Raw genomic sequence first — 21164 nt, forward strand, 5'->3', positions numbered from 1 at the left:
CCCCGGACCTCCGCGGGTCCGGGGCCGCACCGGCTTCCGGCCGGGCCCGCCTCAGCGCTCGGTCACACGGCGTTCGTTGGGTACGCAGTGGGTCATGGTCAGACCCGAGACGTCCCGGGGGCCGTTCGCGCCCAGGTTCGCCAGGCGCTCCCGGTCCTCGTCCGTCAGGTCCTGGCCCCGCAGGGGTTCCAGGTGGGACACGTCCCCGGGCTCGATCCCCAGCCCCTTGCCGACCCGTGTGCCCAGTTCGTCCTCGACCAGGAGGAGGTGCCAGACCATCCGCTCCTGGACGGCGCGGTCGCACTGGGAGAGCAGGCCGGTGAAGTTGTGCACCAGGTCGTCGCGCTCCCACTGCTCCATCAGCAGATACCGCTGACCCGCCTGCCGGTAGTCGTTGGTGCGGCTGATGCGTTTGCGGGTGAGCCGCCCCCTGATCTCGGGGCCCTGTTCGTCATGGGTGGGATACTGCCCCTCCCGCAGCCCGCCGGTGATGGAGGGCTCGTAGTTGACGTGCGGGTTCTCGCCCCCGGTGTCCTGGTGGTAGGCCATCAGCCCGTCGCGCTGGTTGGTGCGCACGGACGCGTTCCTGGCCTGGTTGACCGGAAGTTGCAGGTAGTTGGGGCCCACCCGGTACCGCTGGGTGTCGCTGTAGGAGAAGGTGCGGCCGACCAGCATCTTGTCGTCGGAGAAGTCCAGCCCGTCCACGAGTACGCCGGTGCCGAAGGAGATCTGCTCGTTCTCTGCGAAGTTGTCCGAGACGTTCCGGTCGAGCACGATGCGCCCCACCGGCTTGGGTGGGAAGTCCTGCTCGGGCCAGGTCTTGGTGTCGTCCAGGGGGTCGAAGTCGAGTTCGGGGTGCTCCTCGTCGCTCATCATCTGCACGAGCAGCTCCCATTCGGGGTACTCGCCGCGGTCGATGGCCTCGTGCAGGTCCCTGGTCGCGTGCCCCGTCTCGGACGCCTGGATGTTCGCGGCGTCGGCCTCGGTCATGCTGCGGACCCCCTGCTTGGGCATCCACGTGTACTTGACCAGGACGGTCTCGCCCGTCTGGTTGACCCACTTGTAGGTGTTGACCCCGAACCCCTGCTGGTGCCGGTAGTCCGCGGGGATGCCGCGGGGGCTGAAGAGGTTGACGAGCATGTGCATGCTCTCGGGGGTCTGGGACATGAAGTCGAAGATCCGGTTGGGCTCCTGCCGGAACGTCACCGGGTCCGGTTTCAGGGCGTGGATCACGTCCGGGAACTTGATGGCGTCGCGGATGAAGAACACCGCGAGGTTGTTGCCCACCAGGTCCCAGTTGCCGTCCTCGGTGTAGAACTTGACGGCGAAGCCCCGGGGGTCCCGCGCGCACTCGGAGGAGTCTCGCCCGCCGATCACCGTGGAGAAGCGCAGCGCGATGTCGGTGCGCTTCCCCTTGCCCTGGAACAGCTTGGCGCGCGTGTACCGGTCGACGGGCTCATCGCCCCATTTGCCGTAGGACTCGAAGTACCCGAAGGCGGTCACCCCCCGGGCGTGCACCACCCGCTCGGGGATCCGCTCGCGGTCGAAGTGGCTGATCTTCTCCAGGAACTGGTAGTTCTCCAGGGTGGCGGGGCCCCGTTCGCCCACAGTGCGCTGGTTCTGGTTGTCGTAGACGGGGTGGCCCTGGCGGTTGGTGAGCACTCCGCGCTCGTCTTCGGGCGCGGGCCCCCGGCCGGATACGTCGGTCATGCGGCTGGTCCTCTCCCTGCGGGTCAGGTTTCCTCACCCCTGCCACTGCCCGTGATCACGCTGGGTGATACGCGCATGGCGGAAACATTGCCAAGGAAGGGGCCGGGGCGGAGTGTCGACAGGTCGCTTCGCCGACAGGCCGATTCGCGGGGAGGCGCCGACGCGGTTCGCCGGGCGGGCGTTTCACGTGAAACACCGGAGGTGCCGTGCCCTCCGGCCGGAGGGCGGAGAGGGCGCCGAGCCGGCCGGCGGGAGGGTGCCGTGCGGATCAGGCGTCGCGCACCTGGTCCTCGCGGTGGACGACGGGGGGCTCCACCGACCAGGGGAAGTTGATCCAGCGGTCCGTGTGCTTCCACACGTACTCGCACTTGACCAGTGACTGCGGCTTCTCGTAGATGACCGCGCTGCGCACCTCGGCGGTGTGCTCGGCACAGAAGTCGTGCACCAGCTTGAGCGTCTTGCCGGTGTCGGCGACGTCGTCGGCGACCAGCACCTTCTTCTTGCTCAGGTCGACCACGTTGGGCACCGGCGGCAGCATGACGGGCATGTCCAGCGTGGTGCCGACCCCGGTGTAGAACTCCACGTTCATCACGTGCAGGTTCTTGACGTCGAGTGCGTACCCCAGTCCGCCGGCGACGAAGAGGCCGCCCCGGGCGATGGACAGGATGATGTCGGGCTCGTACCCGTCGTCGGCGATCGCCTGGGCCATGTCACGCATCGCGGTGCCGAAGAGCTCGTAGCTCAGGTTCTCGCGCTCGTCGCTCACGGTCTGGTCCCCCCGGTGTTCTCGGTGTGAAGTGCGCCCGGCGCCTCGCAGGTCAGGCCGCTCGCGGCACCGGTACATGCTAACGACGACCGGGCCCGAACGGCGGCGGGGCGGGCCCCGGAGGGCGGACGGTCGGGGAGTCGGCATGGAGACAGGTCGACAGGTCGACCCGTGCGACCACGGTCACGGGGGCAGGTGTCCCCGGCCACATGTCCACCGCACCCCGTGTCCCGGGTCACATGCATGGACAAAATGCTCGGATATCGGCGAACTCCCATGACATTTTCTTGATCTCTCCTGGTTTGTGGCGAACAGATGGTCGTAAATAGCACCATGTCCCTGTACAGATCTTCCGTGAACCAGGAGGTTGCAGCATGGCTGAACACCAGGGCCTTCTCCCCTCCGAGCAGCCGCTACGGCTGCTCGACGAGTCCGGAGTCCCGGTCAGCGAGACCGACCTGCGGATGCCGGGCTCCCAGCGCCTCCTCGAGGCCTACGCCTCCCTGGTGATCGGCCGCCGTGTCAACGACCAGGCCAGCGCCCTCGTCCGCCAGGGCCGCCTCGCCGTCTACCCCTCCTCGCACGGCCAGGAAGCCTGTCAGACCGGCGCCGCGCTCGCCCTGGCCGACGGCGACTGGCTGTTCCCGACCTACCGCGACACCGCCGCCGTCGTCGCGCGCGGCGTCGACCCGGTCGAGGTCCTCACCCTCCTCAAGGGCGACTGGCACGCGGGCTACGACCCCTACGAGCACAACGTCGCGCCCCAGGCCACCCCGCTCGCCACCCAGCTCCTGCACGCCGTCGGCGTGGCCCACGCGGCCCGCCTGCGCGGCGAGGACACCGTGGTCATGGCCCTGTGCGGCGACGGCGCCACCAGTGAGGGCGACTTCCACGAAGCCCTGAACTTCGCCGCCGTCTTCAGAGCCCCGGTCGTGTTCTTCGTGCAGAACAACGAGTACGCGATCTCCGTCCCCCTGGCCAAGCAGAGCGCCGCCCCCTCCCTCGCCCACAAGGGCGTCGGCTACGGAGTCAACGGCGAGCGGGTGGACGGCAACGACGCCGCCGCCGTCCTCACCGTCCTGGAGGACGCCGTCGGGGCCGCCCGCTCCGGCGAGGGCCCCCGGTTGGTCGAGGCGCACACCTACCGGATGCAGGCGCACACCAACGCCGACGACGCCTCCCGCTACCGCAGCGAGGACGAGGTGGACCCCTGGGTGGCCCGCGACCCGCTGCTGCGGATGGAGGCCTACCTCCGGAAGAAGCGGGTGCTCACCAAGGCCAGGCAGACCGAGATCACCGAGAGGGCCGAGGCCGTCGCCACCGCCATGCGCGAGGGGGTCAACCGGGACGTGCAGCCCGACGGCGCCGAGCTGTTCGCGCACGTGTTCGCCTCCCCCACCCCGCAGTTGACCGAACAGGCCGCCTTCCTGGCCGACGAACTGAGCAGAGAGGGCAACTGACATGGCGACCGAGAAGCTCTCCATGGCGCAGGCGCTCAACCGGGCGCTGCGCGACTCCCTCGCCGAGGACCCTGCCGTGTACGTCTTCGGTGAGGACGTCGGCCCTCTCGGCGGTGTCTTCCGGATCACCGACGGCCTGACCGCGGAGTTCGGCGAGGACCGCTGCTTCGACACCCCGCTCGCCGAGTCCGGGATCGTCGGCATGGCCGTGGGTATGGCGATGAACGGCATGCGCCCGGTGGTCGAGATGCAGTTCGACGCCTTCGCCTACCCGGCCTTCGAACAGATCGTCAGCCACGTCGCCAAGACCCGCAACCGCACCCGCGGCCGGGTCGGGCTGCCGATGGTCATCCGAGTCCCCTTCGCGGGCGGTATCGGCGGGGTCGAGCACCACTGCGACTCCTCCGAGGCCTACTACGCGCACACCCCGGGCCTGAAGGTCGTCACCCCCGCCACCCCCGAGGACGCCTACCACCTGCTGCGCGAGGCCATCGCCTCCCCCGACCCCGTGGTCTTCATGGAGCCCAAGAAGCTCTACTGGGCCAAGGACGAGGTGGACTTCGACCGCCCCTCCCCCGGGATCGGCCGGGCCGTGGTCCGCCGCGAGGGGACCGACGCCACCCTCATCGCCTACGGGCCGGCCGTGCCCACCGCCCTGGAGGCCGCCGAGGCCGCGGCCCAGGAGGGCCGCAGCCTCCAGGTCGTGGACGCGCGCTCGGTCGTGCCCTTCGACGACGAGACCGTGTGCGCGGCGGTGCGCTCCACCGGCCGCGCCGTGGTGGTCGCCGAGGCCAGCGGGTACGCGAGCGTCGCCTCGGAGATCGTCGCCCGCGTCACCGAGCGCTGCTTCCACTCCCTGGCCGCCCCGGTCCGACGGGTCACCGGCTTCGACATCCCCTTCCCCCCGCCCAAGCTGGAGCGTTTCCAGCTGCCCAGCGTGGACCGCATCCTCGACGCCGTCGACGACCTGCAGTGGGAGGACCAGTGACCGCCCAGACCTTCGACCTCCCCGACCTGGGAGAGGGCCTCACCGAGGCCGAGGTCGTGAAGTGGCTGGTCGCCGTCGGCGACACCGTCGCCGTCGACCAGCCGATCGCCGAGGTGGAGACCGCCAAGTCGATCGTCGAGGTCCCCTCCCCCTTCGCCGGGACGGTCAGCGTCCTGCACGGCGAGGAGGGCGAGGTCCTGGAGGTCGGCAAGCCGCTCATCACCGTCGGATCCGGCTCCCCGGCCGAGGCTCCGGCCGCGGAGCCCCCCGCGGCGGAGGAACCCGACGCGGAGACGAAGTCACCGGCCCCGGCAGCCACGGGGGCCGAGGCCGACACCGCTGGTGAGCGCTACCGCGAGGAGGAGCGCGCGGGTTCGGGCAACGTCCTGATCGGCTACGGCACCCCCGAGTCCACGGGCTCGGGTCGTCGCCGCCGTCCGCGCAACCGTCCGCCGTCGCACGGCTCCCAGCCGTCGGCCCCCGCGGCCGCTCCGGTCCCCGCACCGGCGCGCCGGGTCCCGCTGGTCACCTCACCGCTGGTCCGCCAACTGGCCCGGGAGGCCGGGCTGCGCGTGGCCGACATCGAGGGCAGCGGCCCGGGTGGGCTCATCACCCGCCGCGACGTACGCTCCGCGATCGAGGCGGCCGGTGCCAACACCGCTCCGGCCCCGTCCGCCCCGATCGCGGCCTCCACCCCGGCGGCCCCCGCCCAGGCGGAGCCGGGTGCCGTCGACGCCCGCACGGGCCTGGCCGAGTCGAAGCGGGAGGCGATGGGCGCCTTCCGCAAGGCCGTGGCCACCTCGCTCTCGCGCAGCCGCAGCGAGATCCCCGAGGCCACCGTGTGGGTGGACGTGGACGCCACGGAACTGGTGCGTCTGCGCCGGTCCGACCCGGAGGGGCCGGGCCTGCTCGCCTACGTGGCACGGTTCGTGCTCGCGGGCCTGCACGCCTACCCCGAGCTCAACGGGCTGGTGGACACCGAGCGCGAGGAGCTCGTCCAGTACGACGGCGTCAACCTCGGCCTGGCCGTCCAGACCGACCGCGGCCTGGTCGCTCCCGCCGTCATGGGTGCCCACAAGCTCACCACCGCCGAACTGGACACCGAGATCAAGGAGCTCACCCGGCTGGCACGGGCGGGGAAGGCCACCCCCGCCCAGCTCACCGGGGGCACGTTCACGCTGAACAACTTCGGGTCGCTCCGCGTGGACGGCAGTGCCGCGATCATCAACCACCCGCAGGTCGCCATCCTCGGCATCGGCCGGATCATCGACCGCCCCTGGGTGGTGGACGGTGAGCTGACGGTCCGCAAGATCACCCAGCTGTCGTTCGCCTTCGACCACCGCGTCTGCGACGGCGGAGCCGCGGCGGGCTTCATGCGCGTGGTCGCCGACGCCATGGAGAACCCGGCCAGGGCCATCGCCCGCCTGTAGACCGGGGCCGCCGGGGGAACCCGGCGGCCCCGGAACGGAGCGCCTCGGGGGAGTCGGCACCCCCGAGGCGTTTCCCGTGTCCGGGGTCCGTGCGCTCCGGTCAACCCTCCAGAGCGGTGTGCATCCGGCGCAGCCTCGGTCCGAAAGCGCCCCGGATGCCGATCGCGGCGGCGAGGTCGCCCGCCGGGCCCAGCCCGGTGCTGATCTCCACCAGGTCGGTGTGCCGGGTGCCCGTCCCGTGCGGCTCGACCGTGTGGGTGTGCCGCCAGTACCGGAACGGTCCGCGCACCTGGAGGTCGCTGAACGAGCGCCCTGCCTCGTAGCCGTCGATGACGGCGGTCCACCGCACGGGGTGGAACCCGGCCGCGCCCCAGCGCAGGTCCAGGACCTCGCCCTCCCCGAAGCGCTCGGGCCAGCGCAGGACCTCCACCCCCGGCGGCATGGCGTCCAGGAATCCGGCCCTGCTGAGGATCAGCGCGAACACCCGGTCGGCCGGGGCGTCGAAGTCCTCGACCACCCGCAGCTTCGTGGTGCGCCTCGGCCGAACCCTCGGGTCACGTCCTCGCACGGATGCCCTCCCCCGTCTCCTGGACCGAGCTCCAGCATGGCAGGGAGCACCGTGCCGGAGAGCTCGCCCGGGCCGGTGTTTCGCGTGGTTGGTAGGGTCTTGTCGCTTCGCCCCGCCATGAACCGCGCGGCACGGGACGACCGCGACGAGGTGCTGGAGGAGTAGTGGCAGAGTCCGGCGACTTCGGGTGGGCAGGCGAGTACCGGCTGGTCAGCCGGTTGGGAGCCGGGGGCATGGGCGAGGTGTACCTGGCCCGTTCGGCGGGCGGCCGGGCGGTCGCGGTCAAGACGGTGCACGCCCACCTCGCGCGGGACCCGGAGTTCCGCCGCCGATTCGCCCGCGAGTCCGAGGCCGCCGCACGGGTCGGCGGGACCTTCACCGCCCCGGTGCTGGACGCCGATCCCGAAGCCACCGTGCCCTGGCTGGCCACGGCCTTCGTCGCCGGGCCCACCCTCACCGACGCGGTCGCGGCAGCCGGCCGCCTGCCCGGCGGTTCGGTCCGCACGGTGGGGGCCGGACTGGCCGAGGCGCTCCTCTCGATCCACGGTGCGGGGCTGACCCACCGGGACCTCAAACCCGGCAACGTGCTGCTGTCCGCCTCGGGGCCGCGGGTCATCGACTTCGGCCTGGCCCGGGCCGAGGACGCCACCGCGTTGACGGACACCGGGCAGGCCGTGGGCACCCCCGGGTACCTGCCGCCGGAGGTCCTGGAGGGCGGGGAGGCCGGTCCGGCCGGGGACGTGTTCGCCCTGGGCGGGCTGCTCGCCTTCGCCGCGACCGGGCGCCATCCCTACGGGGAGGGTCCGGTGGTGGCGATCCTGCGGCGGGTCCTGCGGGAGCCACCGGACCTGGCGGGGATCGAGCCCGGGTTGCGTCAGCTCCTGGCCGCCTGCCTGAGTGTCGACCCCGGGGCGCGACCGCGTACTGACGAGTTGCTCGGCGCGTTCGGCGGCACCGGGACCGGCGGCGGGCCCGCCCCGCTGCCCCACACGGTGACCGACCTGATCGCCGAACGCGAGGCCTGGGCGGCGGAGCGCCTGGCGGAGGTCCCGTACGGGGAACCACCGGGGCCCGCTTCGCCGACCCCCGGAACACCGGGGCAGGTGCCGGGGGAGACGAACCCGGAGGACGAGGAGCCGGGCGCGGGACGGCCGCCCGCCCGGCCCCGGCGGCGCCCCTCCGGCCTCGCGCTCATCGTGGCCGCGACCGTGGTCGCGCTGGTGGTCGTGGCCGGGTTCCTGATCCCCCGTGTGTGGTCCGGCATCAGCGACTCGGGCGCCCGCTCCGGTTCCGGCGATCCTGCGTTCGCAGGCGGCCTCGCTCCCCCTTCGGAGGGCGCTGAGCCGCCCGGTGAACCCGCCGCGTACACCCTGGTCGCGGCGCACGAGATCGACGTCCCCATTCCGGAGACGACCTGGTACCAGTCCATAGCGCTCTCCCCCGACGGCGGCACCGCCTACATGAAGGGGTCGTCCACCCCGGTGCTCGCGGTGGACACGGGCAGCGGCGCTCCCCTCCACGCCAGTGAGTTCTCCGGTACCGGAGCGATCACCGTGGCGCCGGACGGGACGATGCTGGCAGTCCAGGCCTGGGGGGAGACCATGCCCCGTGAGGGGACGTGGGACAGTGCGGAACCCGTCGTCGTCATCGACCCGGAGAGCGGTGCGACCCTTGCGCGGACGACGGTGGGGGCGAGGGGAGGTGAGGTCGCCTTCACCCCCGAGGGCCGGCTCGTCGTCACCAGTCCCTGGGGCGATACCGCCCTGTGGGACACGGAGCACGGCGGGAGAGTCAGGGTCATCGCGCCGAACGGCGGTCAGAGTCTCGCACTCAGCTCCGACGGCTCCCTCGTTGCCTTCCTCAGGGAGCCGACGCTGATGGAGGACTCGGCGGACGAACCCGCGCGCATCGAGGTGTGGACCTCGACCGGGGAACAGGTGGCCGAGATCGACGCGACGGCGGACGAACGCTACGGACACCTGTCCTTCCAACCGGGCACGACCCAGTTGACCGCGATCGGCAAGAACAGTGTGAGTATGTGGGACGCCACCACCGGAGAAGAGCTGGGTGGCTTCGAGCACGAACTGGGCATCGCGCCGCGGGGTGCTGTCGACGAGGGGACCGGGAGGCTGCTGGCCTGGTCGCTCGGGGGCACCGTGGTGGACGTGGATCTCGACGCCCGTGTCTCGTTGGGGCCGGTGACGGTGCCGGAGGAAAGTGCCCGTGCGGATCTGGCGGCCAACACCTCCGGCGTGGGCCTGTCCGCCGACGGCGGAGTTCTGGTGCGCCTGGGGCACCGACCGCAGGAGGAGAACGAGGAACTGGACGACTACCACCTGTACGTCTGGGAACGGGTCTGACGGGGAGAACTGACACGCATGGAGCGGCTCGACGAGGACGATCCCCGGGAGATCGGCGGTTATCTGGTTCTGGGGCGGTTGGGAGCGGGCGGGATGGGCCGCGTCTACCTGGCCAGGACTCCGGGGCATCGGAAGGTCGCCCTCAAGGTGATCCACCCGCACCTGGCCGGTGAACCGGGCTTCCGTTCCCGTTTCGCCCGCGAGGTGGCGACCGCACGGAGGGTCAGCGGAGCGTTCTCCGCCGCCGTCGTGGACGCGGACCCCGAAGCCGAGGTGCCGTGGATGGCCACCGAGTACCTGGCCGGGCCGACCCTGCGGCAGGCGGTGGTCGAGGGAGGCCCCCTGCGGAAGCGGGAGCTTCACGGGCTGGCGGCGGCCCTGGCCGAAGGACTCGCGGCCATCCACGGTGCCGGTCTGGTCCACCGCGACCTCAAGCCGGGCAACATCGTGCTCGTGGGGGACGGGCCGCGCGTGATCGACTTCGGGATCGCCAAGGCGCTCGACGCGGTGGAGGCCACCCACACGGCCCGGGGGTTCGGGACCCTGGCCTACGTGTCACCGGAACAGGCGCTGGGTGGTGCGGCGACCGAGGCCAGCGACGTGTTCTCGCTGGGGTCCGTACTGTTCTTCGCCGCGACGGGCGAGCCGCCCTTCGGTACCGCACCGCAGGCCTCCGTCATCCACCGGATCGTGGACCGGGAACCGGACCTGGAACGCGTGCCGGAGGGGCTGCGGTCACCACTGGCGGCCCTTCTCGACAAGGATCCCGAGGACCGGCCGAGCGCTCGTGAAGCGGTACGCGCCCTGGGCGGAGCCCCGGAAGCGATTCGCTGGGAACCGGAGGGGGCGGTCGACCGCCTGGTCGTGGACAGCGAGTGGGAGACCGAGCGGCTCACCGAGCCTCCGCCGGAGCCGGTCCGGCCGACTGACCGGTCCACCGGACAAACGCCCGGACCACGGGTCGGAAGGGGGCGGGCCGCGGCCTACGCCGACGGTGCGCTGGCCGTGGTCGTCTCGGTCGCGCTCGTGGTCTCCCTCGCGTCCGACGGTGTTCCGGAACCGGTCGGAGCCGAGGCCGATTCCGGACCCGAAGCCGGGAACGAAGCAGAGGCCGATGCCGGGAACGGGGCCGGGGACGAGGAAGTCGAGTACCCGGAACTCCCCCTCAGCGTGTTGGAACCGGTCGAGGCCAACCCGTTGGACGTGGAGTTCGACGCGGACCTGACCCGGGGGATCTCACCGTCGGGCGAGGTCTTCGCATGGGCTCCACCGGAAGAACTGGAGCCGGTGCACTTCGTCTCCCTGCCCTCGGTGCCAGAGGTGGAAACGGCGGGTAACAACCGTTCCTACGAAGTCCCGCGCCACCTCGCGGTAGCCGACCGCCCCTGGTTCTGGGGCACGGTCTACGAGGACGGCTCCTCCGTGATGAACATATCCTCGGACGGCTATCCCGAGTCCGACGACGGGGACGCCCACCATGGGTACACCGCTGTCGACATCGACGCCCTCGGGCATGTTCCGGTGGTCGGCGCCGGGGACGGCACCTTCGGGACGAGGTTCGGAGAGGGCCGTCTGGCCCACACCCACCGGAACCCGGACGGATCCCGGGCCGTGCCGGCCGCCGTCGACGCCGTCGCCGTTGACCGGGAGGGCGAGTACATGGCCGGCGCCGCCGCGGTGGGCAACGACCGCAGCATCCGGGTGGTGCCGTTGGAGGGGCAGGACCGCAACGCGGGAGACGATCTGTACGTCAGCCCGGAACAGGTCCGGGAAGCCGAACTCCTGCCCACCGGCGAGGCGGCGGACGGTAGCCCGGGCGGGCCCGGCGAGGCCTCGGACGCGGGTGACGAGGTCACCGCGATGGAAATCGGCCCCGACGGCGCGGTGGTGGTCTTCGCGGTCGGCACGGCGGTCTTCCGGTGGAACACCGGTGACGACACCGCCGAACCCCTGCCCCGGGGCGCGGGCGACGGTGTCGTGGGATCGCTCGCGTTGAGCCCTGACGGGACCCTGGCCGCCGCGTCCGGGGAGACCGGCGCGGTCAACGTCTGGCACGTCCCGTCCGCGCAGCGGGTCGCCACCATGGAGGTCCCCGAAGGACCCGCACCGGTGGCGTTCACTGAGGACGGCGGCGCCCTGCGCACGGTGGACGCCGAGAACGTGTTCACCGAGTGGGACGTCGGCGGCCTCGTCTGACCGGCCCTCGGCGCCCGGTTCCGAGCACGACGGCGCCCCCCGGTCCCGGGGGCGCCGCCGTGTCCGCACAGCGGTCCGTGGACCTGACGTCATACCGCCACGCAGCCATACCGCCCTGTCGGTTTGTCGACAGGGCGACGAGGCGACAGGTCGATCAGTTGACGGGTCGACCTGTCCCCGTGTCTACTCCTCGCCCTTGGCCACCAGGGTGAGGACGTCGTAGGTGGCGACCGCCTCACCGTCCTGGTCGGTGACGACCGCGTCCCAACGCACCTCGCCGTAGTCCGCGTTGGTGCGCGGGGTGATCTGCTTCGCGGTCAGCTTCACCCTGATCACCGCGTCCTCCTTCACCGGGGTGAGGAAGCGCAGGTTGTCGACGCCGAAGTTGGCCAGGACCGGCCCGGGGGCCGGATCGACGAACAGGCCGGCGGCCAGCGACACCACCAGGTACCCGTGTGCCACGATCCCGCCGAACAGCGGGTTGGCGGCGGCTGCCTCCTCGTCGGTGTGCGCGTAGAACGTGTCACCGGTGAACTCGGCGAAGTGGTCGATGTCCGCGCGGGTCACCGTGCGTTCGGCGGACTCGACGGTGTCGCCGATTCGCAGCTCGGTCAGGTCCTTGCGGAACGGGTGCACCTCGCCGACCATGCGGCGCGAACCCGTGGTCCAGTGCCCGGTGATCGCGGTGAGCATGTCGGGCGAACCCTGGACGGCGGTGCGCTGCATGTGGTGCTTGACGCCGCGCACACCGCCCATCTCCTCGCCGCCGCCGGCGCGGCCGGGGCCGCCGTGCACCAGGACGGGCAGCGGTGAACCGTGGCCGGTGGACTCCTTGGCGTCCTCCCGGTTGAGCACCAGGATGCGGCCGTGCCAGGGGGCGACGCCCAGGACGACCTCGCGGGCGACGTCCTCGTCGTTGGTGACCAGGGAGCCGACCAGGCTGCCCCGGCCGCGTGCGGCGAGCTCGACCGCCTCGTCCACGGTGTCGTAGGTGATGACGGTGCTGACCGGGCCGAAGGCCTCGACCTCGTGCGGCTCCTTCGCGCCGGGCTCGGCACGGAGCAGGATCGGCGACATGAAGGCGCCGGACTCGTCGTCGGCGCCGGTCACCTCGACTCGCTCGGGGTCGCCGAACACCAGCTCGCTGGAGGTGCGCAGGGCCTTGACCGCCTTGCGGACCTCCTCGCGCTGGTCGAGGGAGACCAGCGCGCCCACGCGGGTGTCGGGGTTGTCGGCGGCGCCCACCACGGCCTTGGACAGGCGGTCGGTGAGGGCCTCGGTGACGGCTCCGGCCATGGCGGAGGGCACGATGACCCGGCGGATGGCGGTGCACTTCTGTCCGGCCTTGACGGTCATCTCCGTCACGACCTGCTTGACGTACAGGTCGAACTCGGGGTCCTCGACGGTCACGTCCGGGCCGAGGATCGAGCAGTTGAGGGAGTCGGCCTCCACGTTGAGCTGGACGCCGCCGCTGACCACGTTCGGGTGGTTGCGCAGGATCGCTCCGGTGGCGGCGGACCCGGTGAAGCCCACGACGTCCTGCGGGCCGAGGGCGTCGAGCAGGCCCCGGTGGCTGCCGACGAGGAGTTGGATCGAGCCCTCCGGCATGAGACCGGACTCGACCATCCGCTTCACGACGGCGACCGTTAGGTAGGCGGTCTGGCCGGCGGGTTTGACGATGCTGGGCAGGCCCGCGAGGAAGGCCGGCGCGAGCTTCTCCAACATCCCCCAGACGGGGAAGTTGAACGCGTTGATCTGCACCGCGACGCCGGGGCGGGAGGTGTAGACGTGCTGGGCGACGAAGGTGCCGCCCTTGCTGAGGGGTTCGAGGGGCCCGTCGAGGATGACGGTGGAGTTGGGGAGTTCGCGTCGGCCCTTGCTGGAGAAGCTGAAGAGGGTGCCGAAACCGCCGTCGACGTCCACCGCGGTGTCGCGCTTGGTGGCGCCGGTCCGGTGGGAGAGGGCGTAGAACTCGTCCTTGTACCCCATGAGGTGCTTGGCGACCTCCTTGAGGGCGTTCGCCCGCTGGTGGAAGGTGAGCGCGCGCAGCGCGGGCCCGCCGACCTCACGCGCGTACCCGACCATCGCGGCCACGTCGGGGCCGTTCTTCGAGATCCGTGCGACGGTCTCACCGGTGTTCGCGTCGGCCAGGGGCGCGCCCTCGTCCGCGGGGGCGAACCACGACCCCTGTGCGTAGCTCTCCAGTACTTCGGACACGTGACGGTCCTCTCCTCGGTGTGGGTCTCTGGGAACAGTATTACAGACCGATCGGTCAGTAAATAGCCCCGCAGCTGCGGAAGTACGCCTCACCAGCACTTTCACCAACAGGTCCGGGCTGCCCGCCTGGCCCGTGCAGGGGTGCTTGGCGTGGCCCCGTGACCAGCTACGCCCGGATGTACCGTCTTGGTTTCACGCCCTGGGAGCGCTACGGCCCCGCAGCCGACGCACAGCTCCGGTCCTGGCTCGACCGCGAGGCCGAGGAGCGCCCGAACGGCCCCGGCTGGGCACTGGACATCGGTTGTGGACACGGGCAGTTCACCCCCGAGATCGCCCGGTACGGCTGGGAGGCGGTGGGCGCCGACCTCGTGCCCGAGGCGATCGGGGCCGCCCGGCGCAAGGGGCCGACGGAGGTCGCCTACGTCGTCGGTGACGCGGCCGACCTGGGCGCCTTCGATCTCTTTGTCGACATCGGCTGCTTCCAGGGGCTCGACACGGCTCAGCGGACCGCGGAGGGGACCGGATGACCCGGAGGCCTTCCGGTGGGGCAACCGTGAGGGTGACGCGGTCGTCCTACGTGGACACCCCCGAAGCCGAGGAGAGTCCCATGTCCCCCGTCCAGATCATCCGCCTGGCGGCCCTCGCGTTGGTCGCCGGTGGTGCAGCCCTCGGCTTGGTGCCCAGCGGGCCGTGCGGGTCGGGGTGGCTGACCCTCCCGGCCGGTACTGACGAGCTCCACGGGTGGTTCGTCATGGGGGAGGCGCCCGACCTGGTGATGGTGACGTGTGGAGCGGCCATGGCTCCGGCGGGGTCGTGGGCGATCGCGTTGATCGTGATCGGAGCGGTCCTCTTGGTGGGAGCCCGGCTCAACGCCCCGTCCCGGCCGAGGACGCCGGAGCCGTAGGGCCTCGCCGAGCGTCCGACGACGGGCCCCGGGACCGGCGGGTCCCGGACCACCGCACCGTGTGAGGGCGCCCCCGGGTCCGGCGCAGCTACGGGTACTCGCACGGACCGGGTACCTGCACGGGCAAGGCGGCGACACCCGGTGCCCGAGCAGGCAAGGGGGCGCACCGAAAACCGGGACGACCAAGCCGAAACCATTCATGGATTTGTCGACAAACCGACCGGGAGAGGACCCCCGGCGGCGGGTTCCCTCCCCCGCCCCGTCCGGGCGCCTCGTACCCGCGCGGTCCCTAACGTGTCAGGGACAGTACCTCGGCGCCCGGCAGTTCGGCCAGCAGCGGCCCGGGGACCCGCAGCTTGGACCCGCGCAGCCCGCTGCCCACCACCACCCACGGGGTGTCGTACACCCTCTTGTCCACCAGGATCGGCCAGCCGCGCGGCACCCCGAACGGGGTGATGCCGCCGTACTCCATGCCGGTCAGTCCGGTGGCCTCGTCCATCGGGGCGAACGAGGCCTTCCGTGCGCCCAGGTGGCGCCGGAGGACACCGTTGACGTCGGCCCGGTCCGTGGCCAGCACCATGCACGCCGCGTACGTCACCTCACCGCCGCGCTTGGCGGACAGCACCACGCAGTTCGCGCTGGTGTCCAGGGCCAGCCCGTAGGCCTCGCAGAACTCCGCCGTGTCCGCGAGGTCCGGGTCGATCGAGGCGGCCCGGACCGAACCGTCGAAGGGGGCGATGGCCTCGCGCACCGGCTCGGCCGTCAGTTCCGGGTGGTCGTGTGCCGCTACCCATTCGATCCGCTCCGCCATGGCCGCTCCCCGTTCCCGTACCGATCCGCGTTCCCGCTTCCGTGCGCCACCATGATGCCGCACGCGGCGGGGCGCGATGCGGCGCCGAGCAGGACCAGGGCGGGGTGGTCGCGGGTTGACTCCACCGAGACGCTCACTGTCCGTATCCGGCCTGATAGAGGGCTCTGTGCGGGGATTTGTCACCGTACAATCCGACACATGGAGTCCCCCACCCCCTCCCCCCTCTCCGGCGTCACGCTGCACGGACGTGTGCTCATCGGCGCGCGGGTCGGCGGCGACGGCTCGGTTTCCGTCCACGAAGGGCACGACACGGTGGCGGACCAGCCCGTCACGGTCACCCTCCTCGGTCCGGAACCGGCCGCCGATCCAGCCATCGCGCACGCCTTCCTCGGCCGTGCCCAGACCTTCGCGGGCCTCACCGCGCCCAACCTCGTGCGTGTCCTGGGAGACGGACAGGACGGGGAGCACGTGTACGCGGTTACCGAGCACACGCCGGGGGACACCCTCGCCGAGGTGCTCGGCGGGGGTGAGCGGGGACTGCGCTACAGCCCGCACATGGCGCTCTCGATCGTCGCCGACGTTCTCGCGGCCCTCCACCCGGCGCACGACGAGGGGCTGGTGCACGGCGCCCTGAGCCCGGACAACGTCGTCCTGGACGACGACGGCGGGGTGACGGTCACCGGTTTCCGGTTGGTGGGGGTCGAGGAGGCGACCCCGCGCACGGACGTGCACGCCGTCGGGATGCTCCTGCACACCCTGCTGACGGGAGCGCTCCGGGCCGCGGACAGCGCTCCGCTGCGCCCCTCGGCCACGGTCCCCGGCCTGCCGCCGGACCTGGACATGCTGGTCGCCAACGCCACCGAACCGAACCCGCGCTACCGTCCGCGTGACGCCGGACAGTACCTCACCCTGGTCGAGCAGGTCCTGAGGTCACTCCCCCGGCCCCAGGACCCGGCCGCCGCCACCCAGCCGATCCCGGTGGCGGGTTCCGACGCGGAGACCGGGCCGTCCGCGCACCGGGCCGGGGACGGTACCGACGAGGACCGCCCCGCCCCCTGGCGCCGTTTCCCGGTACTGGCGGCCGCGGGGGTCCTCGTGCTGGCGCTCTTCGCCGCGGGGTGGGCCCTGGCCCCCGACGAGGCGGTCGAACTCCCCGACCTCGCCGGGTTCTCCCCGGAGATGGCGGAGGCGGAACTGGCCGCCCTCGAACTCGACCTCTCCTTCACCTACGAGGACGCCTACAGCGACGGTGTCGAACCCGGCGAGGTGGCTTCCACCGACCCCGCCGCGGGCACGGAGCTGGAGGCCGGCGGGTCGGTCGTCCTGGCGCTCTCCGTCGGCCCCCGGCACGTCGGGGTCCCGGACGTCGTGGGCGGTACCGAGAACGAGGCCCGCAACCTCCTGCGGGAGGCCGGTTTCACCGTTGTGGAAGTGGTGCAGGAGCACTCGGCGGAGGAGACCCCGGGGACCGTGCTGTCCTCCGAGCCGGAGGCGGGCGAGACCGGTGACCGCGAGGAGACGGTGACCCTGCACGTCAGTGAGGGTGTCATCGTCCCCGACCTGATGGGCATGGGGCGGACGGAGGCGTCCGACGCGCTTGGCGGGATCGGTCTGTCCGTCACCGTCGTGGAGGCCCCCAGCGGCTCCGTCCCCGAGGGCGGGATCAGTGGTCAGGACCCCGAACCCGGCGCGATCCTGCCCGAGGACGGCACGGTCACGATCACCGTCTCCACCGGGCCCGAGGAGGTCGTGGTGGAACCCGAGGAGCCCGAGGAAGCGGAGGAGGAGCCGGCTGAGCCCGAGGAGGGGCCGGACGACGACGCTGAGCAGGAGTCTCAGGGAGCTTCCTGCTCCGGTGAGTCCTGGGACCCCCGGACGGTCTACGACGAGGGTGACCGGGTGCACTTCGGGGGCCGGGTGTACGAGGCCCGCTGGTGGATCCAGGGGATTCCGCCGACCGTCGGCGGGGAGTGGGGTGCCTGGTCCGACCAGGGGCCCTGTTGAGGCCGCCGCGCCGTCCACCGCGGCACGGGTCCGGCGTCAGCCCCCGGGGGCGAAGTCGGCGGCGTGGTCGCGGGCCCAGTCCCGGAAGGTGAGGGCGGGGCGGCCGAGGACCCGGGAGACGTCCTCGGAGACGGGTTCCGGGACGTCGCCGTTCTCGGACCAGTGCCCGATGATCTGGTCAGCGAAGTCCTCGCCCACCGCCTCGGCCAGTTCGGCCCGGGCCTCGTCCAGCGGCTGCTCCTCCCAGCGCGCGTGGACGCCGATCGTCTCGCCGAGCACACGCACCTGCTCGGCCTGGCTGATCACCTCGGGTCCGGTGGCCACGTAGGCCCGGCCGACGTGCGCGTCGTCGATCAGCGCCCGTACCGCCACCGCGGCCAGGTCCCGCTCGTGCACCACGGAGCGCCGGATGCTTCCGAACGGCGCGCGGACCACCCCGCGGTGGACCTGGTCGGACCAGGCCAGCGCGTTCGCGGCGAACCCGCCGCCGCGGATGAAGGTCCACTCGCGGACCGACTTCCGGACCGCCCGCTCCACGCTCCCCCAGACCCCGCCGTCCCCCTCCGTCGCGCCGGTCGAGGACAGGTGGACCACCCGGTCGACGTGCCCGCCCAGAGCGGCGACGACCTCCGCCGCGCCCTCGGCGGCCTCGTCGGTTCCGGGCCACACCAGGTACGCGGCACAAGCGCCCTCGGCGGCGGCGGAGACGTCCTCGGGGCTGGTGGTGTCACCCGCGACCACCTCCACCCCCTCCGGTAGCCCCGCACGTGCCGGGTCCCGGGTCAGGGCGCGTACCGGGACGCCCTCCGCGAGCAGCCCCGACACCACGTGGCGTCCGGTGTTCCCTGTGGCTCCGGTGACCAGAATCGGCTGTGTCATGGTCCGTCTCCTCTCGGTGGGCCGGGAGGGGTCTCCCCGGCCGGGCGCCCCGGAGGCGCCCACGGACCACACAACTGCCTAAACCAATGTTGAGGTCAAGTCCCGGCGGAGGCGGCGCACCCGACGGCGGCAAGCCCTAGAGACCCTCCGCGTCCCGGGCCAGCTCGCCGAAGTGGGCGACCGCGGCCCCCAGGGCGAAGTGCGCGGCCTGGTGCTCGGTCATCGGGACGATCCCCGCGGGGATCTGGACCCTGAACGGGAAGTCGTCCTCGGGTCGGATCCGGAAGTCGTCGATCACCCCCTGGGACAGCAGGAGGGTCAGGGCCTCGCGGACGTGGCCGGTGCGGTTGTCTGACGCCCAGATCGACATGTGACCACGTTAACCCGGAACGGTCCGGAAGAACCGGTGCGGGCGGGCTCCGAAGTCCGCCCGCACCGGCTTTCCGCAGGCAGGGAGAGGACGGGCACGACCCCCGTGGTGTCCGTCTCCTGCCGTGTCCGCGGCCGTCAGCGTCCCCCGACGGCGGCCGCGGAGCGGGAACGCCCAGCCCTCAGGGCTCCTCGACGACGCGGGCCTCCCCCGCGAGGACGTGGGCGGTCAGTCGGCGCAGGGAGAGTCTGGTGGCCTCGAACTCCTCCTCGGGCAGGTCGATGACCCGCCCGACGGCCTCCGGGACGCCGCGGGCGCGTACCCGTAGCGCGGCCCCCTCCTCGGTGGGCAGGACCCGCACCGAGCGCTCGTCGGCGGGATCCCGGTCCCGGCGCAGGAGGCCGTTGGTCTCCAGGCGCTTGAGCAGCGGTGTGAGCGTTCCGTAGTCGAGTTGGAGCACCGCCCCGATCTCCTTGACCGAACATTCCCCGCGTTCCCACAGCAGCATCATCACGAGGTACTGCGGATAGGTGAGGCCGAGCGGAGCCAGGAGAGGACGGTAGAGGTTCGTGACGGCACGCGAGGCGGCGTACAGCGCGAAGCACATCTGCTCGTCGACTGCCGGGAGTTCGAAGTCGCCCGCGGGGGCTGGGGATCGGTCGGGCATCACACAACATCGTAGTAACCGCGCACCCGATGTCAAAGCCCACAATTGCCTTGTGCACAAGCAAAAAAGGGACGTCGGGAACAGGGGTGTTCACAAGTGTTCAGAAGTACACAGGAAAGCGCCGGTGCGGACGGACCGCACCGGCGCCACACCCCGAACGGGGCCTGCTCGACCCTGCCCGACTACTCCCGAGCCCGCACGCTGCTCGGCAACCGGCGCTTGACCACCTTGCCGGTGGCGTTGCGCGGCAGATCCGCCAGGACCACCACGTCGCGCGGAACGGAGAACCGGCCCAACACCTCGCGCACGTGCATGCGGAGCTCGTTCGGATCGACGGAGGAACCCTCGTAGGGCACCACGTACGCCGCGAACCGCTGCCCGAACTCCTCGTCCGGGACCCCCGTCACCACCACCTCGCGCACCGCGGGCATCGTCACGATCGCCTCCTCCACCGGGCGCGGGAAGACGTTCTCGCCGCCCGAAACGATCATGTCGTCGTCCCGGCCGGACACGTGGAGCAGCCCGTGGACGTCGACGTAACCGCGGTCCCCGGTCTCCATCAGCCCGTCGGCCATCCGCTTGCTCCGGCCGCTCGTGTAGCCGTCGAAGAGCATCTCGTTGCCGACGTGGATGGCACCCCTGCTCCCCTGCGGCACCTCCCGGCCCTGCTCGTCCAGTACCGCGATCCGGGTGCCCAGCGGCGGCCGCCCCGCGGTGGTCGGGGCCGACCGCAGGTCCTCCGGGGTCGCGATCGTCGCCCACGACACCTCGGTCGACCCGTACAGGTTGTAGACGACGTCCCCGAACACGTCCATGAAGTCACTGATCAACTGCGGGCTCATCGCCGAACCGCTGCACGCCACGATCCTCAGCGAGGAGGTGTCGTACCTGTCCCGGGTCGACCTCGGCAGGTCCATGATCCGCCTCAGCATCACCGGCACCGCGAACAGCGCCGTACACCTGTGCTCCTGGATCGTCCGCAGCACGTCCTCCGGTTCGAACAACCGGCGCATCACCAGGCTCGCCCGCATCGACATGCCGAGCTGGACCCCGGCCAGCCCCCAGGTGTGGAAGACCGGTGCGGACACCAGGATCCGGTCCCTGGAGTTCAGCGGAATCCGGGACAGCACCGAGGCCGCGTCCTGCGGACCCTTCGGGGTGGGACGGCGCGCGCCCTTCGGCGTCCCCGTCGTCCCCGAGGTCAGCACGATCAGCCTGCCCGGCCGCTCCGGAGGCTCGGGGTCCACCGCGTCGGACCCCCGCTCCCCCTCCGGGAACCGGGGCCCGGGGGCGCCCGACTCCCCCCAGGCCGTCACCCGCGGGAGCTCCGGCGGCAGCCCGCCGCACAGCTCCTCGAACTCGGCGTCCGCGACGAGCAGCGAGATCTCGTTCTGCTCCACCACGTCGACCAGCGGCCCGGCGGCCAGACCGGTGTTCAGCAGGACGGCGTCGGCGCCCAGGCGCCCGCAGGCCACCATGGTCTGCACCATCCCGGCGTGGTTGCGGCACAGGATCCCGACCCGGGTTCCCTGCCCCGCCCCCATGCCGTGCAGCTCCCGCGCCAGGGCACGGCCGAGCAGGTTCATCTGCCCGAACGTGGTACTCCCCGCGTCGTCGATCACGGAGACCTGCCGGGGGACCCGCTCACCGGCGGCGGCGTAACCGCCCGCGATGGTGGCCCCCCAGGTCCGCAGCGCACGGAGCTGGCGGACCACCCTGTCCGGGCGGCCGGGGGCGAGGACCCCGGCCCTGACGAGCACCCTCACGACCCGGAGGGTGTGGCGCAGTTTCGACGGTGCGGGCGGACTGCCGGTCTGGGCGGCCATGGGGACTC

General features: G+C 71.9%; 16 protein-coding genes and 1 pseudogene. 8 read left to right on the plus strand and 9 right to left on the minus strand.

The window, feature by feature from the left end; genetic code table 11:
- Positions 1 to 51: 51 nt before the first annotated feature.
- Both IE195_RS04150 and IE195_RS04155 read right to left on the minus strand, forming a co-directional pair.
- The gene (locus IE195_RS04150; protein WP_191267991.1) at positions 52 to 1710 is read right to left on the minus strand and encodes a catalase; all 1659 of its coding nucleotides are present in this window, start codon (positions 1708 to 1710) and stop codon (positions 52 to 54) included.
- A gap of 268 nt (positions 1711 to 1978) precedes the next feature.
- On the minus strand, positions 1979 to 2476 hold the full coding sequence (locus tag IE195_RS04155; protein WP_017588108.1) for a phosphoribosyltransferase: 498 nt from the start codon (positions 2474 to 2476) through the stop codon (positions 1979 to 1981).
- Between the two features lie 374 nt (positions 2477 to 2850).
- Between IE195_RS04155 and pdhA the strand changes: the two genes are divergently transcribed.
- From pdhA to IE195_RS04170, 3 genes are read left to right on the plus strand one after another with little or no spacing between them, the layout of a single operon-like run.
- Positions 2851 to 3936 (plus strand): pyruvate dehydrogenase (acetyl-transferring) E1 component subunit alpha, encoded by a 1086-nt coding sequence (gene pdhA, locus IE195_RS04160; protein WP_191267992.1) that lies wholly within the window; start codon positions 2851 to 2853, stop codon positions 3934 to 3936.
- A gap of 1 nt (position 3937) precedes the next feature.
- Positions 3938 to 4924: an alpha-ketoacid dehydrogenase subunit beta gene (locus IE195_RS04165; RefSeq protein WP_191267993.1), complete on the plus strand. Its 987-nt coding sequence runs from the start codon at positions 3938 to 3940 to the stop codon at positions 4922 to 4924.
- The gene (locus IE195_RS04170; RefSeq protein ID WP_191267994.1) at positions 4921 to 6354 is read left to right on the plus strand and encodes a dihydrolipoamide acetyltransferase family protein; all 1434 of its coding nucleotides are present in this window, start codon (positions 4921 to 4923) and stop codon (positions 6352 to 6354) included. Before IE195_RS04165 ends, IE195_RS04170 begins: the two co-directional genes overlap by 4 nt.
- Positions 6355 to 6454: 100 nt before the next feature.
- Here IE195_RS04170 and IE195_RS04175 read toward each other — a convergent pair whose 3' ends face one another.
- Entirely contained in the window at positions 6455 to 6922 is a 468-nt protein-coding gene (locus IE195_RS04175; RefSeq protein ID WP_191267995.1) for an SRPBCC family protein, read from the minus strand.
- 164 nt (positions 6923 to 7086) lie between these two features.
- On the opposite strand from IE195_RS04175, the gene IE195_RS26060 reads away from it, so the two are divergent.
- On the plus strand, positions 7087 to 9282 hold the full coding sequence (locus tag IE195_RS26060; protein ID WP_229826067.1) for a WD40 repeat domain-containing serine/threonine protein kinase: 2196 nt from the start codon (positions 7087 to 7089) through the stop codon (positions 9280 to 9282).
- Between the two features lie 18 nt (positions 9283 to 9300).
- Positions 9301 to 11478 carry a WD40 repeat domain-containing serine/threonine protein kinase gene (locus tag IE195_RS26065; protein WP_225942595.1) on the plus strand — a complete coding sequence of 726 codons (2178 nt, stop codon included), beginning with the start codon at positions 9301 to 9303 and terminating at the stop codon, positions 11476 to 11478.
- 183 nt (positions 11479 to 11661) lie between these two features.
- On the opposite strand, the gene paaZ is transcribed toward IE195_RS26065, so the two are convergent.
- A complete protein-coding gene (paaZ, locus tag IE195_RS04190; RefSeq protein WP_191267996.1) occupies positions 11662 to 13695 on the minus strand; it encodes a phenylacetic acid degradation bifunctional protein PaaZ in 2034 nt (677 codons plus the stop codon).
- 176 nt (positions 13696 to 13871) lie between these two features.
- On the opposite strand from paaZ, the pseudogene IE195_RS04195 reads away from it, so the two are divergent.
- Together IE195_RS04195 and IE195_RS04200 are read left to right on the plus strand one after the other, a co-directional pair.
- Positions 13872 to 14219, plus strand: a pseudogene (locus tag IE195_RS04195) (class I SAM-dependent methyltransferase); the annotation flags it as partial.
- 83 nt (positions 14220 to 14302) lie between these two features.
- Positions 14303 to 14599, plus strand: a complete 297-nt coding sequence (locus tag IE195_RS04200; RefSeq protein WP_191267997.1) for a hypothetical protein — start codon at positions 14303 to 14305, stop codon at positions 14597 to 14599.
- A 289-nt stretch (positions 14600 to 14888) separates the two neighbouring features.
- Here the strand turns inward: IE195_RS04200 and IE195_RS04205 are convergent, their stop codons facing one another.
- Positions 14889 to 15410: a YbaK/EbsC family protein gene (locus IE195_RS04205; RefSeq protein ID WP_191267998.1), complete on the minus strand. Its 522-nt coding sequence runs from the start codon at positions 15408 to 15410 to the stop codon at positions 14889 to 14891.
- Between the two features lie 198 nt (positions 15411 to 15608).
- Between IE195_RS04205 and IE195_RS04210 the strand changes: the two genes are divergently transcribed.
- The gene (locus IE195_RS04210; protein ID WP_191267999.1) at positions 15609 to 17414 is read left to right on the plus strand and encodes a PASTA domain-containing protein; all 1806 of its coding nucleotides are present in this window, start codon (positions 15609 to 15611) and stop codon (positions 17412 to 17414) included.
- Positions 17415 to 17450: 36 nt separating this feature from the next.
- Here IE195_RS04210 and IE195_RS04215 read toward each other — a convergent pair whose 3' ends face one another.
- From IE195_RS04215 to IE195_RS04230, 4 genes are all read right to left on the minus strand, one after another.
- Entirely contained in the window at positions 17451 to 18293 is an 843-nt protein-coding gene (locus tag IE195_RS04215) for an SDR family oxidoreductase (protein WP_191268000.1), read from the minus strand.
- Between the two features lie 136 nt (positions 18294 to 18429).
- On the minus strand, positions 18430 to 18663 hold the full coding sequence (locus IE195_RS04220) for a hypothetical protein (protein ID WP_191268001.1): 234 nt from the start codon (positions 18661 to 18663) through the stop codon (positions 18430 to 18432).
- Positions 18664 to 18844: 181 nt separating this feature from the next.
- A complete protein-coding gene (locus IE195_RS04225) occupies positions 18845 to 19330 on the minus strand; it encodes a MarR family winged helix-turn-helix transcriptional regulator (RefSeq protein ID WP_191268002.1) in 486 nt (161 codons plus the stop codon).
- Between the two features lie 182 nt (positions 19331 to 19512).
- Positions 19513 to 21156, minus strand: coding sequence for an AMP-binding protein (locus tag IE195_RS04230; RefSeq protein WP_191268003.1), 1644 nt, complete (start codon positions 21154 to 21156; stop codon positions 19513 to 19515).
- Positions 21157 to 21164 lie beyond the last annotated feature (8 nt).

It is taken from the genome of Nocardiopsis terrae (assembly GCF_014651695.1).
Taxonomy (GTDB): Bacteria; Actinomycetota; Actinomycetes; order Streptosporangiales; family Streptosporangiaceae; genus Nocardiopsis; species Nocardiopsis terrae.

What these genes read in the sequence shown, in the direction of transcription:
- IE195_RS04230 (WP_191268003.1), bottom strand. Translation starts at nt 21,156, where the DNA reads ATGGCCGCCCAGACCGGCAGTCCGCCCGCACCGTCGAAACTGCGCCAC.
- IE195_RS04220 (WP_191268001.1), bottom strand. Translation starts at nt 18,663, where the DNA reads ATGTCGATCTGGGCGTCAGACAACCGCACCGGCCACGTCCGCGAGGCC.
- IE195_RS04165 (WP_191267993.1), top strand. Translation starts at nt 3,938, where the DNA reads ATGGCGACCGAGAAGCTCTCCATGGCGCAGGCGCTCAACCGGGCGCTG.
- IE195_RS04205 (WP_191267998.1), bottom strand. Translation starts at nt 15,410, where the DNA reads ATGGCGGAGCGGATCGAATGGGTAGCGGCACACGACCACCCGGAACTG.
- pdhA (WP_191267992.1), top strand. Translation starts at nt 2,851, where the DNA reads ATGGCTGAACACCAGGGCCTTCTCCCCTCCGAGCAGCCGCTACGGCTG.
- IE195_RS04210 (WP_191267999.1), top strand. Translation starts at nt 15,609, where the DNA reads ATGGAGTCCCCCACCCCCTCCCCCCTCTCCGGCGTCACGCTGCACGGA.
- IE195_RS26065 (WP_225942595.1), top strand. Translation starts at nt 9,301, where the DNA reads ATGGAGCGGCTCGACGAGGACGATCCCCGGGAGATCGGCGGTTATCTG.
- IE195_RS04225 (WP_191268002.1), bottom strand. Translation starts at nt 19,330, where the DNA reads ATGCCCGACCGATCCCCAGCCCCCGCGGGCGACTTCGAACTCCCGGCA.
- IE195_RS04215 (WP_191268000.1), bottom strand. Translation starts at nt 18,293, where the DNA reads ATGACACAGCCGATTCTGGTCACCGGAGCCACAGGGAACACCGGACGC.
- IE195_RS04200 (WP_191267997.1), top strand. Translation starts at nt 14,303, where the DNA reads ATGTCCCCCGTCCAGATCATCCGCCTGGCGGCCCTCGCGTTGGTCGCC.
- IE195_RS04150 (WP_191267991.1), bottom strand. Translation starts at nt 1,710, where the DNA reads ATGACCGACGTATCCGGCCGGGGGCCCGCGCCCGAAGACGAGCGCGGA.